Genomic DNA, 13,168 nt, shown 5'->3' with positions numbered 1-13,168 from the left:
CACCACACCACCACCAAGATCAACAAGCACCAGGGGTTGACTTAGGAAACTCATTGCTCCAGGTCAGCACGCGAGGCCGGGCCCGGCATCGGGGATGACCCGGAAATCGTGCCGGAGGGGCATGGGAGAATGGGCGTGCGCGCATCCGACAGCGCGGAAAACCCGCCGTCAAGCCGAGGACCCGAGTGACCTTCGCCGACCAGACCTTCACGCCCCCGGAGCAGATCCGGAACTTCTGCATCATCGCCCACATCGACCACGGCAAGTCCACCCTGGCCGACCGCATGCTGCAGCTCACCGGCGTGGTCGAGGAGCGGGCCATGCGGGCCCAGTACCTGGACCGGATGGACATCGAGCGCGAGCGCGGGATCACCATCAAGGCGCAGAACGTGCGCCTGCCGTGGCGGGTGGACGGCCGCGACCACGTCCTCCACCTGATCGACACCCCCGGGCACGTGGACTTCACCTACGAGGTCTCGCGAGCCCTGGAGGCGTGCGAGGGCGCGATCCTCCTGGTCGACGCGGCGCAGGGGATCGAGGCGCAGACGCTGGCCAATCTCTACCTCGCGCTCGAGAAGGACCTGCACATCATCCCGGTCCTCAACAAGATCGACCTGCCCGCCGCCGATCCGGACAAATACGCCGCCGAACTCGCGCACATCATCGGCTGTGACCCCGGTGACGTGCTGCGGGTGTCGGCGAAGACCGGGCAGGGTGTCCGGGAGCTGCTCGACGAGGCGGTCCGGCAGGTCCCTCCGCCGGAGGGGAATCCGGACGCGCCGGCCCGCGCGATGATCTTCGACTCGGTCTACGACACCTACCGCGGTGTCGTCACCTACATCCGGGTGGTGGACGGCCGCATCACCCCCCGCGAGCGGATCCGGATGATGTCCACCGGCGCCACGCACGAACTGCTCGAGGTCGGCATCATCTCGCCCGAACCGAAGCCCAGCGCCGGGCTCGGCGTGGGCGAGGTGGGTTACCTGATCACCGGGGTGAAGGACGTCCGGCAGTCCCGGGTCGGTGACACCGTCACCAGCGAGCGCAAGGGCGCCACCGAGCCGCTGGCCGGTTACCGTGACCCGAAGCCGATGGTCTATTCGGGACTGTATCCCGTCGACGGCTCGGACTATCCGGAACTCCGTGAAGCGCTGGAGAAACTCCAGCTCAACGACGCCGCGCTGACCTTCGAGCCCGAGACGTCGGTGGCGCTGGGGTTCGGCTTCCGGTGCGGGTTCCTCGGCCTGCTCCACCTGGAGATCACCCGGGACAGGCTGGAGCGCGAGTTCGGCCTCGACCTGATCTCGACCGCGCCGAACGTGGTGTACCAGGTGCTCCTGGAGGACGGCTCCGAGCACATCGTCACCAACCCGTCGGACTGGCCGGGTGGCTTCAAGATCGCCGAGGTGCACGAGCCGCTGTCCAAGGTGACCGTGATCGCCCCCGCTGAGTTCATCGGCGCGATCATGGAGCTCTGCCAGAGCAAGCGCGGTCAGCTGCTGGGCATGGACTACCTGTCCGAGGACCGGGTCGAGCTCCGGTATCACCTGCCGCTGGCGGAGATCATCTTCGATTTCTTCGACTCGCTGAAATCCCGCACCCGCGGTTACGCGTCGCTGGACTACGAAGAGGCGGGCACCCAGGTGTCGGACCTGGTGAAGGTGGACATCCTGCTCCAGGGCGAGCCGGTGGACGCCTTCTCGGCGATCGTGCACAAGGACGCGGCCTACGGCTACGGCAACAAGATGGCTTCGCGGCTGCGCGAACTCATCCCGCGCCAGCAGTTCGAGGTCCCGATCCAGGCCGCGGTCGGGTCCCGGATCATCGCCAGGGAGACGATTCGCGCGATCCGGAAGGACGTCCTCGCCAAGTGCTACGGCGGTGACATCTCGCGCAAGCGGAAGCTGCTGGAGAAGCAGAAGGAAGGCAAGAAGCGGATGAAGACCGTCGGCCGGGTCGAGGTCCCGCAGGAAGCCTTCGTCGCCGCACTGTCCACTCAGGAGCCCACCAAGGGCAAGGGCAAGTAGTCCGCGCCTACACCGTCGTGGGCAGTTGTCCACCGTGCCACGTCATGGCATCGGAGAAGGCCGCCACCAGGTCGACTTCGGCACCTCGGTGGTCCGCGTAGGCCTTGTGCACGTTGAGGACGAGCCGTTCGGCGTCCGCCCAGCCGGTGAACTCACCGAGGTCGCAGTTCCGGGCCGCGTCGAGGGGACTGAGTCCGCGAGTCAGGCCCTCGGCCGCCGTCGCGGCGACCAGCCGGTAGTAGCGGTCGTGCTCGGCGAGGACCCGGTCGAGTTCCGAGGACCCGATGACCGGGCCGTGCCCGGGGACGATATGCCTCGGCTCGAAGGACGCGATCCACTCCAAGGCCCTGCGTGCCCCGTCGACCGAACCCATGAGCAGCATGGGGGTCAGGCCGTTGAAGAGCAGGTCTCCGGCGAAGAGAACCTGTTTGCCGGGCACATGGACGATGACATCACCGCTGGTGTGCGCCGGATGGCCCGGATGGTGCAGGTCGACCCGAAGGTCGCCGAGGTGCACGGTGAGGGTCGACTCGAAGACCAGTTCGGGCAGGCGCCGACGCTCGACTCCCCAGTCGGGAACGGGCGTCCAGATGGGCGGGCAGGCATCGAAGATGGGGTCGTCGCGCAGTCCCGCGCGCATGTTCTCGTGTCCGATGAGGACAGTCGAGCCGGGGAGCAGGCCGTTGCCGTAGGTGTGGTCACCGTGCTGGTGCGTGTTGACCGCCCACTTGATCGGCGCGTCGCGGGTCGCTTTCGAGGCGGCGGCGAGCAGTGCGCTCGTCCGGTTCTTGGTCGCGCAGGTGTCGACGAGCAGGATCGCGTCATCGTGGTGCACGAAGCCCGCGTTGTTCACCCACCACGTGCCGTCGGGCTGGACCCAGGCGTGGACCCCGTCGGTTACTTCGGCCAGCGTGCTGCCGTTTCCCTCGCTCGTCACGCCGCGAGATTCTACGGTGCCGTGACCGCGATTCGGCCGGATCCACCCACGTTCGGTGGCGGTCTACCGCGCCTTCCGCGTCATTACGCTCTGCGCTCAGGTGCGGCGCGTTCCGTGAAATTTTTGTCGGTGGGTGGTGCTTAACTGTGGCGGAACCACAGAGAGGAGGGCACCATGACAGCCATGACCGCGACGATCCAGCCTCCGGCCGACCCGGAACAGCCGTTCACGGTGCGTGACCTGGAGGGCATGCCCGATGACGGCCGTCGCTACGAACTCATTGCCGGGAGCCTTGTCGTGAGCCCCGCACCCGGAAGACCACATCAGAAGATCGGTTACAGGCTTTATGGGGTGCTTGAAGCAGCTTGTCCCGAGGAGTTCGATGTTCTGGGTGCGCCGTTCGCGGTGCATGTGCCTGACGACGATCGAAACGAGTTGCAGCCGGATATCGTCGTCGGTCGCTACGACGATTTCACGGCGAAGGACCTGCCCGTCGCCCCGGTGCTGGCGGTTGAGGTGTTGTCGCCGAGCAGCGCCATCTACGACGTGAACGTGAAGCGGGCGCTCTACGGGGAGATGGGCGTCGCGAGCTACTGGGTGATCGACCCTGAGAAGCAGTCGATGCGCGTGTTCGAGCTCGATGACGACGGGCATTACCAGTTGGTCGCGAAGGTGGCCGATGACGAGCCGTTCGAGGCGGTGAAGCCGTTCGCGGTGCGGATCGTGGTGAAGGAGTTGCTCGGCAGGCTCGCGCGCTGACCGAGCCGCGCCGTCAGCCGTTGCCGAGGACGCGGTCGGCTTCGATGAAGACGGCGCACCGGCGTTCGGCCGCCATCACACGGTCGTATTCGTCCCAGTCGTCGTGCGTGCCGGTGGCGGCGATGAAGACGTCACGCAGGAGCTTGGGCAGGGTGGCGGCGTCGAAGTCCGGGTCGGCGTCGTCCGGGCCGACGAGCCGCACCGGGCCCTGTACGGAGACCCAGTTCCAACCGCGGCGGAAGGTGATGGTGGCGTTACGGCGGTAGCGGAGCAGTTCGAGTTTGCGGGTGCCGCCGCGCGCCACGAAACCGACCGAGGGGCGGCCGCTCACCGGGTCGTCGATCGGGCCGGCGTTGACCACCGAGGAGTGCACGGTGCCGTCGGAACGTGCGATCGCGACGGTGGCGAGGCCGTGCTCTTCGACGGCGAGCCCGCGCACGAGATCGAAATCAGCCATCCCCGTATCCTAGGCTGGTCAGCGTGTTCGATGATCTGCGTTTTCCCGTCCTGGTGGCGCCGATGGCAGGCGGCCCGTCGACGCCGGAACTGATCGCGGCGGTGGTCGAGGCCGGTGGATCGGGGTTCCTCGGCGCGGGCTATCTCAAGGCCGGCGCACTCGAAACCCAGATAGCCAGGACCCGGGAGCTGACCGGCGGCCCGTTCGGGGTCAACCTGTTCGTGCCGGGCCCGCCGCCCGAAGAGTCCACAGTGGATGAATCGGGACGTCTTTCCGCCTACCTGCCGCGCATCGAAGCCGAGGCGCGGCGGTACGGGGCCGAGCCCGGCGAACCACGGTGGGACGATGACGACTATCCGGCCAAGCTGGATCTGGTTGTCGCGCAACGGGTTCCGCTGGTGTCCTTCACCTTCGGGCTGCCCTCCGCCGAGGACGTCACCCGCCTGCACGAGGCCGGGAGCAAGGTCATCGCGACCGTGACGGGTCCCGGCGAGGCGGCGCAGGCGGCCGAAGTGGGCGCGGACGCGTTGTGTGTGCAGGGTTTCGAGGCGGGAGGGCACCGCGGGCTGTTCACCGACGATCCGGCGGATCCGGCCGGGGGAGAGGTGTACGGGTTGCTCTCCGCGCTCCGGCTGGCCGCCGCCGAGACGGATCTCCCCCTGATCGCGGCGGGCGGTCTGGTGCACGGGGCCGACGTCGCCGCCGTGCTCGTGGCCGGTGCCGACGCGGCTCAGCTGGGCACCGCGTTCCTGCGCGCGGACGAAGCGGGCACCCAGCCCGTTCATCGTCAGGCGCTGGCCGACGCCGGCCGGGCCACGGCGTTCACCCGTGCCTTCAGCGGCAGGCCCGCACGTGGGCTGGTCAACCGGTTTTCCCGCGAGCACTCGGCGGCCGCGCCGTCCGCGTACCCGCAGGTCCATTACCTGACCAAACCGGTGCGAGCGGCGGCGGGCGCGGCCGGGGATCCGGAAGGGCCGAACCTGTGGGCGGGCCAGACCTATGCGCTGGCACCGTCGGGCCCGGCCGCGGAGATCTTCGAAAACCTGCGCGCCGAAGCCACCGCCGCGATGGACCGTGCGGCACGACGGCTCCGGTGACGGCAGTCTGACTGTTCAGCCGGCGGCGGCGTTGGGAATGGCGACCGGCTTACCGGCGCGGCGCCGGGCCGTCCGCCCGATGCCCGCGGTGAAGTAGGTGATCATCTCGGCGAGCCCCGCCGGGTCGTCGAGCTGCGGGCAGTGGCCCCATTCGTCACGGATGAGGAGACGGCTGTGCGGCACCAGGGCGTGCAGCCGTTCACCGGACGCCGGCGTCACCAGTCTGTCCTTGCCACACGCGACGACCAGTAACGGCACCTGGAGCCTGTCGAGCCCCTGGTAGGCCTCGGCGAGCTCCTCGACCAGCTGCCGTGCCTGGTCCAGCCTGCTGGTCGCCGACCGGTAGTCGGGGAAGAGGCTGGTGAACCGCTGTACCTGGTCGGCCGCGGCGACGCCGTGGTCGGCGTAGAGCAACCTCGGCACGACGTATTCGGCGATGGACCGGACCACGAAGGACGGCACCGGCAGGGGAAGGGACGCGCACAGGCGGAGCGGCAGGGGGTACCGGCCGATGGTGCGCACGAGCCACGAGTCGACGAAACCGGGCGCGGCGATCGACACGACCCCGGCGATCGGAATCCGGGGGGATTGCGCCGCGCGCAGGCTCATCGTGCCGCCCAACGAGTTGCCCGCGAGGACGACCTTTCCGTAACCGCGCTGTTCCTTGAGCACCGCGTCGACAAAGGCGTCGAGCTGCGGAAGCATGGACCCAGGGCGTAGCGGTTCGGCCTCGCCGAATCCCGGGAGATCGACCGCGAGGACGGAGACGCCGGAGGCCGCGAGCTCCGCCAGCGCGGGCCGCCAGGTGTCCGCACTGTCGCAGTAACCGTGCAGGAGAATCAGTCTTGTCTTCGCGCGGCGCCCCCGGGGCCCGGCTTCGAGCACCCTCGTTCGGCTGCCGGCAAAGGTTCGCTGGCCGACCCGGACCGCGTCCGGGCCGGCGGCAGCTGGAGAGCCCAGCTGAACCGTCGTTTCCCGCTCCATTGCGGTCATGTACCCAGATTAGCGAGGATATCTCGCTTTCCGAGGGGTTTGTTGATCACGAAGCGGTGTCGACGGCGTACCGAACGGAGTTCTCCCAGGTCAGGGCTGGTTAGCGGGTGAAAACGATTTTGCCGGCGGTGGCTCCGTCCAGCATGTTCCGGAAGCCTTCGGCGGCCTCGGCCAGCGGGAGCTCGGCTCCGATCTGCGGACGAATCCCCGTCAGCGCCACGTAGGAGAGGAGATCCGCCAGTTCGTCACGGGTTCCCATGGTCGAACCGGTCACGCGCAGTTGAAGGAAGAACACACGCTGGAGTTCGGCGCCCGGATCCCCGCCGCTGGTCGCACCGGAGACGACGATGATCCCGCCCGGTTTGAGCGATTTCACCGAGTGCGACCAGGTCGCCTTGCCGACGGTCTCGAACACCGCGTCCACCCGTTCGGGCAGGCGTGCGCCCGGCTCGAAGGTCTGGTGCGCCCCCAGTTCTTCGGCCAGAGCCCGCTTCTCCTCGCTGCGCCCTGTCGCCCACACCCGGAATCCGGACGCGCGGCCGAGTTGGATCAGCGCGGTCGAAACGCCGCCCGACGAGCCCTGGACGAGCAAGGTCTGGCCAGGCCGCAGGCCGGACTTGACGAACAGCATCCGGTACGCGGTCAGCCATGCCGTGCCCATCGTCGCCGCCTCCGAGAAGGAAAGGCCGGCCGGCTTGGGCAGCACGTTGCGCGAGGGCACCACGACGAAGTCGGCGAAGGTGCCCTGGTGCTTCTCGGTGAGCAGGGTCCGCCGCGGGTCCAGGGTGTCGTCGCCCTGCCAGCCCGCCGCGTTGACCACCGAGTGCAGCACGACCTCGGTGCCGTCGTCGAGCACGCCCGCACCGTCGCAGCCGAGGATCATCGGGAACTGGTCTTCCTTGATCCCGACGCCCCGCAGCGTCCAGATGTCGTGCATGTTGAGGCTGGCCGCTTTGACGGAGACCTTGACCCAGCCGTCGGGCACTTCGGGCTCCGGGCGTTCTCCGACGACCAGCGAGTCGAGTGGCTTGTCCCGGTTCGGTTCTTGCGCGTAGACGGCGAACATGCCTGCAAACTACCTCGCCGCCGGGGGCGTACGCTGTGATCCGTGTTCGACGGAGTGGCCAACTGGTGGGACAAGGCCGAGCTTTGGCTCGCGCAGTTGTGGTTCCCGCTCCAGTTCGTCCTGGTTATCGCCGTGCTCGGGCCGGCGTGCCTGGGCGCGGCGTGGTTGATCGACCGGATCGTCGACCAGGTGGCCGCCTGGTTCCGGCCCGGCCGGGACGAGGACTACCCGGCACGGTGAGACAGGCGACGAGCAGAAGGCGGATCACCGCCGCGCTGGCCGGGCTGATCGTGCTCGTGCTCGGCGGGTGGCTCATCAAGGACGTCACCGGGCACTCCGCCGCACCGGTGATACCTACCCAGGCGTTGTCCGCCCTGCCCCCCGAGGCGGCGCGCACCTGGCGGCTGATCGAGGCAGGCGGCCCGTTCCCGTATCCCCGCAATGACGGGACCGTGTTCGACAATCGCGAGAAACGTCTGCCCTCCAAGCCCGCCGGTTACTACCATGAGTACACAGTGCCGGCACCGGGCAGCGCAGACCGGGGACCGAGACGGTTGATCACCGGTGACGGGACGGAGCTGTACTACACCGGTGATCACTACCAGACCTTTGTCGCGGTCGACCCGACGAAATAGAAGGCACATGGAGTACACGAAGAAGACCGCCGCCGAACAGGCCCACGCTCGCGGCGCGTACGCACACCTGGTGGACGGTCACCCGGTGGACAAGACGTCCACAATGGACGCCATTGCCACCGCACTGTCGTTTCCCGACTACTTCGGGCACAACCTGGACGCGCTCTACGACTGCCTGACCGACCTGTCGTGGCTCCCCTCGGGGGAACACGTGCTGATCTGGGGCGGTTCGGACCTGCTCAAGCAGGCCGATCCGAAGGCCTACCTCGCGATCCGCGGCGTGCTCTCCGATGCCGAGCGCGCACTGGCCCCAGGCGGCGACCGTGCCGACAGCCGCCGCCTGACCGTCGCTCTGCCCGAAGACTGAGCCCTCTCCTCCGGCGCCCGGCTATTCCGCCGGCACCCAGCTGGGCTTGCGTTTCTGGGCGAAGGCGGTGATGCCCTCCTGACCTTCCTCCGAGGCGAAGAACCCTGCGGAGAGTTCGTTCATCTCGGCGAAACCCTCCTTGGAGGGGCCCGCGTGCCGGGGGCCGGCCAGGAGTTCCTTCGTGGCGGCGAGCGCCCGCGGGCCGCCGAGCGCCAGGGCGCGCACGTAGCGGTCGACCTCGTCGTCCAGTTCGGCGGCGTCGACGGCGGAGGTGATCAATCCGATCCGGGCGGCCTTCTCGGCGTCGAACACGTTTCCGGTGAGGAAGAGTTCCTGGGCGGCGCGTGGCGTGATGCGGGGCAGCACGGTCAGGGAAATGACGGCGGGCACCACGCCGATGCGCACCTCCGAGAAGGCGAACGTGGCCTCGCGGACGGCGACCACGATGTCCGCGGCCGCCACCATGCCGACCCCGCCGGCGCGTGCGGGGCCCGCCAGGCGTGCGACCACCGGCTTGGGACTGGCCCAGATCCGTTCCAGGATTTCGGGGAACTCGTTGACCCCCTGCGCGCCCGCCTCGGCGCCGCGAGCCTCCTTGAGGTCCATTCCGGCGCAGAACACCGGACCGGTGTGGGTCAGCACGATCACCCGGACGCCGTCGTCGTCGCGGGCGCGGAGCAGGCTGTCGCGCAGTTCGCGGCGGAGCTGAGCGGACAGCGCGTTGCGGTTGTGCGGCGAGTCGAGCGTGATCGTCGCCGCGCCGTTGGTCACCGAGTAGTGCACCAGTTCGTCGGTCATGGGCACACCCTGCCACGACCGGAAGTGCGTCAGTTCTGAAGGGGCAGCAGTTCCGTGCTGAAACGGTCGAGGAACTCGTCGAAGGTGCCGGGACCGCGGTGATGGATCACGAACTTGGTCAGTCCCACGGCGAGGTAGCCGTCGAGCAGACGGCGCAGGCTGGGCCAGCTGTCCGCGATGAGCCGTGTCGGGTCCACTCCCGGCCGCCGTTGCCGCGCGACCCCGGCGAGTTCCGGCGTGATACCGCCTTCGGCCAGCAGCAGAGTGATCCCGTAGTGGTCGGGCTCGATCTCGCGGCCTGCCTCCTCCGCGGCCGCCTCGATGCTCTGCCGGGCGCGGCGGGCGTCCTCGGCGGGCAGAAAGCTGCCGAGCCAGCCGTCGGCGAGTCGCCCGATCCGCCTCAGCGCGGCCGGGGCGCTGCCGCCCAGCCAGATGTCCATCGGGACGCGGGGGAGCGGGCCGACCCCGGCGCCGTCGATCTTGTAGAACTCACCCGCGAAGTCCACGGTCTCCTGGGACAGCAACGTCCGCAGCAGCCTCAGCGACTCGTCGAACACGTCGGCGCGGCGTCCGTCCGGCACCTCGAAAACCTCGCGTTCGGCGCGCCGGGCGGGCCGAAGGCCGAAGACCGGCAGCACACGCTTGGGCGCGAGCGCGGCCAGCGAAGCCAGTTGTTTGGCGACGAGCACCGGATGCCGTCCCGGTAGCACGGCCACGGAGGTGCCGGCCTTGAGGCGCCGCGTGCGGGAGAGCGCGTGCGCCATCCCGATGAACGGCTCGACGGAAGGGCCGTAGACGTGCTCGGACAGCCACAGGGAATCGACGCCGGCCTCCTCCAGGAGGTCGACGATGCGGGCGAACTCGGCGGGGCCGGTTTCCGCGCCGAGCCCGACTCCGAACCTGACCTTCACCTCGCCCACGCTACGGCGATCCGCCGCGACCGTGAAGCGATCGGGCAACGCGGGGGCAACGGGCGCATCGTCGTTCACGCACTTCGAGCCGCGACCGACGTTCGGACGGCTTCGGAGTAGCGGCGCGAAACCAGGGCCGCGATGCGCGCGTCCGGCGCCAGTGGCGCGGCGACGGGCGCTTGGGCGGCCCGGTCGGCTTCGGCGGCCACCTGGTCGGGCAGGAGACCGGGGGCGAGGAACCAGGACGCCACGGCGATCTTCCGGGCGCCCCGGGCACGCAGCCTCGCGACGGCCGCGAGGACGTCGGGCCGGTCGCCTGCCGTGCGACCGGCGAAGGCCGGCGCGGTCAGGAAACCGTGCCGTGCCTCCCATCGGCGCGCGAGCCTGGCGACGGCCGCGTTGGCCGGCGCATGCGACGATCCGACGGCGGCCACGACCACGCCGAGCGACGCGTCATCGAGGTCGGCCCCGGTGGCGGCGAGCCGGTCGAGGGCGACCTCCTCCAGCACCGGTCCGTGTCCCAGGATGTCCGAAATGGACACTTCGAGGCCGCGTGGTGCCTGAGTCACGAGGGCGGGCAGGTCGACGCGGGCGTGGTAGGCGCTGCCGAGCAGCAGAGGTACCACCACGGCCGAGGTGTGGCCCTCGGCGTGAACGGCCCGCAGCTCGTCGGTCAGCAGCGGACGCGAAAGATCCAGAAAGGACACTCGCGCGCCGGGAATCCGGTCCACCAGTGCTCGGATCGCCGCCGACGACCGCGGATCACGGCTGCCGTGCGCGACCGTGACGAGAGCAGGACCGGGTGGCGGCATCGGTGCTCGCCTCATGCCTCAGACGCCGGCGGGCTTGAACCGCGCTCGGTGCCTCCGGCTACTCCAGGCGCGGTGCCGGTCGCGCGATCCACGTCCTGATCGGGCTGCAGGATGGCCAGTGGTGCGCCGACGAGCCCGGCGGCCAGGGTGGTGCCGTCGGCGGAGTCGATCACCAGGAAGGCGCCGGTGCGCCGGTTGATCGTGTAGTCGTCCACCGGAAGCGGTTCGGCGGTCCGGACCCGTACGCGGCCGATCTCGTTGAGGGACAACGTTTCCGGATAGTCCACACTGGACAGTTTCTGCTCGTCGAAGCGAGAGGTCAGTTCCTCGACGAAGGCAGGCACGGTGCGGGTGCCGTGCTTGACCAGCACGCGCGCGCCGGGCCGCAGGGGCTTCTCCGACAGCCAGGCCAGCGTCGCGTCGAGCTCGTCGGTCGGTACCGGGGCCTGACCGGCCGCCACGATGAGATCACCCCGGCCGATGTCGAGATCGTCGGTCAGCAGGAGCGTCACCGAACGCCCGGCCGCGGCCTCGGCCAGCTCGCCGTCCGCGGTGTCGATGCGTTCCACCGTGCTCCGCAGCCCGGCGGGCAGGACGAGCACCTCGTCACCACGGCGCACCGTGCCTGCCGCGACCTGCCCCGCGTAGCCGCGGTAGTCGGGGTGCTCGGGGGTGCGGGGACGGATCACGTACTGCACCGGGAACCGGAAGGGCGCGTCGTGCGGATCCGGGGCGGCCGGCACGGATTCCAGGTGTTCCAGCAGGGTCGGCCCGCTGTACCACGGGGTTTCGGCCGAGCGCTCCACCACGTTGTCACCGACCAGCGCCGAGACCGGGATGCTCAGCACCGACCCCCGCGGATAGCCGAGTGAGGTGGCGTGGGCGGCGAACTCCTTGGCGATGACCCGGAACGTCTCCTCGTCGTAGTCGACGAGGTCGACCTTGTTCACCGCCAGCACGAGGCGTGGCACGCCCAGCAGCGCGAGCACGGCGGCGTGCCGCCGGGTCTGTTCCACGACGCCCTTGCGCGCGTCGACCAGCAGGATGGCGAGCTGGGCGGTGGAGGCTCCGGTGACGGTGTTCCGCGTGTACTGCACGTGACCGGGAGTGTCGGCCAGCACGAAGGACCGTTTGGGCGTGGCGAAGTAGCGGTACGCCACGTCGATGGTGATGCCCTGTTCGCGCTCGGAACGCAGGCCGTCCACCAGCAGTGACAGGTCGGGGGTGGACAGCCCGCGGTCGACGCTGGCGCGGGTCACCGCGTCGAGCTGGTCGGCCAGCACGGACTTGGTGTCGTAGAGCAGTCGTCCGACCAAAGTGGACTTGCCGTCGTCCACGCTGCCCGCCGTGGCGAGTCGCAGGAGGCTCGACATCAGAAGTATCCCTCCCGTTTGCGGTCCTCCATCGCGGCCTCGGACAACCGGTCGTCCGCGCGGGTGGCGCCCCGCTCGGTGAGCCTGCTGGCCAGCACCTCCGCGATCACTTCGTCCACAGTGGACGCCGTGGACTCCACGGCGCCGGTGCAGGAACCGTCGCCCACGGTGCGGTAGCGCACGTTCAGTTCCCGCACCTGCTCGCCTTCACGCGGGCCGCCCCAAGGACCCTCGGTGAGTAACATGCCGTCGCGGCGGTAGACCTCGCGCCGATGCGCGTAGTAGATCGACGGCAGGTCCACCCGCTCACGGGCGATGTAGTTCCACACGTCGGCCTCCGTCCAGTTGGACAGCGGGAAGACGCGCACGTGCTCGCCGGGCCGGTGCCTGCCGTTGTAGAGGCTCCACAACTCGGGTCGCTGACGGCGCGGGTCCCACTGCCCGAAGGCGTTGCGCAGACTGAAAATCCGTTCCTTCGCCCGTGCCCGCTCCTCGTCGCGCCGGCCGCCACCGAACACCGCGTCGAACCGGTGCTCGGCGATCGTGTCCAGCAAAGGCTGGGTCTGCAACGGGTTCCGGGTGCCGTCGGGGCGTTCGGTCAGGCGCCCGTCGTCGATCCAGTCCTGGACGTTCGCCACGATCAGCCGCAGCCCGTGGCGCGCCACCACTTCGTCACGGAAGGCGATGACCTCGTCGAAGTTGTGCCCGGTGTCCACGTGGAGCAGCGGGAACGGCACCGGCGCCGGCCAGAACGCCTTGATCGCCAGGTGCAGCAACAGCGTGGAGTCCTTGCCACCGGAGAACAGGATCACCGGCCGGTCGAACTCGCCGGCCACCTCCCGGAAGATGTGGATGGCCTCCGACTCCAGCGCGGTCAGGTTGTCGGTCGCGGCCACCTCGGCAACAGTCGTCATCTCGTTCCCCATCTCGTTCGCA

At 69.3% G+C, this 13,168-nt stretch carries 15 protein-coding genes; 6 read left to right on the top strand and 9 right to left on the bottom strand.

Going from position 1 to position 13,168, the window contains the following annotated elements; translation table 11 throughout:
* Positions 1–185 precede the first annotated feature (185 nt).
* The gene (lepA, locus tag ACFSXZ_RS27370; protein ID WP_378268071.1) at positions 186–2,027 is read left to right on the top strand and encodes a translation elongation factor 4; all 1,842 of its coding nucleotides are present in this window, start codon (positions 186–188) and stop codon (positions 2,025–2,027) included.
* Positions 2,028–2,034: 7 nt separating this feature from the next.
* On the opposite strand, the gene ACFSXZ_RS27365 is transcribed toward lepA, so the two are convergent.
* Positions 2,035–2,964, bottom strand: coding sequence for an MBL fold metallo-hydrolase (locus tag ACFSXZ_RS27365; RefSeq protein ID WP_378268070.1), 930 nt, complete (start codon positions 2,962–2,964; stop codon positions 2,035–2,037).
* A gap of 183 nt (positions 2,965–3,147) precedes the next feature.
* Here ACFSXZ_RS27365 and ACFSXZ_RS27360 point away from each other — a divergent pair, with 183 nt between their 5' ends.
* Positions 3,148–3,723 (top strand): Uma2 family endonuclease, encoded by a 576-nt coding sequence (locus ACFSXZ_RS27360; RefSeq protein WP_449224293.1) that lies wholly within the window; start codon positions 3,148–3,150, stop codon positions 3,721–3,723.
* Between the two features lie 13 nt (positions 3,724–3,736).
* Here ACFSXZ_RS27360 and ACFSXZ_RS27355 read toward each other — a convergent pair whose 3' ends face one another.
* Positions 3,737–4,180, bottom strand: a complete 444-nt coding sequence (locus ACFSXZ_RS27355; RefSeq protein WP_378268068.1) for a pyridoxamine 5'-phosphate oxidase — start codon at positions 4,178–4,180, stop codon at positions 3,737–3,739.
* 23 nt (positions 4,181–4,203) lie between these two features.
* Here ACFSXZ_RS27355 and ACFSXZ_RS27350 point away from each other — a divergent pair, with 23 nt between their 5' ends.
* A complete protein-coding gene (locus ACFSXZ_RS27350) occupies positions 4,204–5,277 on the top strand; it encodes an NAD(P)H-dependent flavin oxidoreductase (RefSeq protein ID WP_378268067.1) in 1,074 nt (357 codons plus the stop codon).
* A gap of 15 nt (positions 5,278–5,292) precedes the next feature.
* Here the strand turns inward: ACFSXZ_RS27350 and ACFSXZ_RS27345 are convergent, their stop codons facing one another.
* A complete protein-coding gene (locus ACFSXZ_RS27345; protein ID WP_378268066.1) occupies positions 5,293–6,270 on the bottom strand; it encodes an alpha/beta fold hydrolase in 978 nt (325 codons plus the stop codon).
* A gap of 100 nt (positions 6,271–6,370) precedes the next feature.
* A complete protein-coding gene (locus ACFSXZ_RS27340) occupies positions 6,371–7,336 on the bottom strand; it encodes a zinc-binding dehydrogenase (protein WP_378268065.1) in 966 nt (321 codons plus the stop codon).
* A gap of 42 nt (positions 7,337–7,378) precedes the next feature.
* Between ACFSXZ_RS27340 and ACFSXZ_RS27335 the strand changes: the two genes are divergently transcribed.
* The 3 genes from ACFSXZ_RS27335 to ACFSXZ_RS27325 are packed head-to-tail and all read left to right on the top strand — an operon-like array spanning position 7,379 to position 8,338.
* On the top strand, positions 7,379–7,576 hold the full coding sequence (locus ACFSXZ_RS27335; RefSeq protein WP_378268064.1) for a hypothetical protein: 198 nt from the start codon (positions 7,379–7,381) through the stop codon (positions 7,574–7,576).
* Positions 7,573–7,971 (top strand): ribonuclease domain-containing protein, encoded by a 399-nt coding sequence (locus ACFSXZ_RS27330; RefSeq protein ID WP_378268063.1) that lies wholly within the window; start codon positions 7,573–7,575, stop codon positions 7,969–7,971. The genes ACFSXZ_RS27335 and ACFSXZ_RS27330 overlap by 4 nt, the downstream gene beginning before the upstream one ends.
* Before the next feature lie 7 nt (positions 7,972–7,978).
* Entirely contained in the window at positions 7,979–8,338 is a 360-nt protein-coding gene (locus ACFSXZ_RS27325) for a barstar family protein (protein ID WP_378268062.1), read from the top strand.
* A 21-nt stretch (positions 8,339–8,359) separates the two neighbouring features.
* Here the strand turns inward: ACFSXZ_RS27325 and ACFSXZ_RS27320 are convergent, their stop codons facing one another.
* The 5 genes from ACFSXZ_RS27320 to cysD all read right to left on the bottom strand — a co-directional run bounded on the left by ACFSXZ_RS27320 (position 8,360) and on the right by cysD (position 13,158).
* Positions 8,360–9,136: an enoyl-CoA hydratase family protein gene (locus tag ACFSXZ_RS27320; protein ID WP_378268061.1), complete on the bottom strand. Its 777-nt coding sequence runs from the start codon at positions 9,134–9,136 to the stop codon at positions 8,360–8,362.
* Positions 9,137–9,165: 29 nt separating this feature from the next.
* Positions 9,166–10,047: a TIGR03854 family LLM class F420-dependent oxidoreductase gene (locus ACFSXZ_RS27315; RefSeq protein ID WP_378268060.1), complete on the bottom strand. Its 882-nt coding sequence runs from the start codon at positions 10,045–10,047 to the stop codon at positions 9,166–9,168.
* Positions 10,048–10,121: 74 nt separating this feature from the next.
* Positions 10,122–10,874 carry a sirohydrochlorin chelatase gene (locus tag ACFSXZ_RS27310; protein ID WP_378268059.1) on the bottom strand — a complete coding sequence of 251 codons (753 nt, stop codon included), beginning with the start codon at positions 10,872–10,874 and terminating at the stop codon, positions 10,122–10,124.
* Positions 10,871–12,232, bottom strand: coding sequence for a sulfate adenylyltransferase subunit 1 (locus ACFSXZ_RS27305; RefSeq protein ID WP_378268058.1), 1,362 nt, complete (start codon positions 12,230–12,232; stop codon positions 10,871–10,873). The genes ACFSXZ_RS27310 and ACFSXZ_RS27305 overlap by 4 nt, the downstream gene beginning before the upstream one ends.
* Entirely contained in the window at positions 12,232–13,158 is a 927-nt protein-coding gene (gene cysD / locus ACFSXZ_RS27300) for a sulfate adenylyltransferase subunit CysD (RefSeq protein ID WP_378268057.1), read from the bottom strand. The genes ACFSXZ_RS27305 and cysD overlap by 1 nt, the downstream gene beginning before the upstream one ends.
* Between the last annotated feature and the right edge of the window lie 10 nt (positions 13,159–13,168).

Source organism: Amycolatopsis pigmentata (genome assembly GCF_042684065.1).
In the GTDB taxonomy this organism is placed as follows: domain Bacteria; phylum Actinomycetota; class Actinomycetes; order Mycobacteriales; family Pseudonocardiaceae; genus Amycolatopsis_E; species Amycolatopsis_E pigmentata.
Note: the sequence above shows the minus strand (reverse complement) of the source record. Positions and strands in the feature narration are given on the sequence as shown.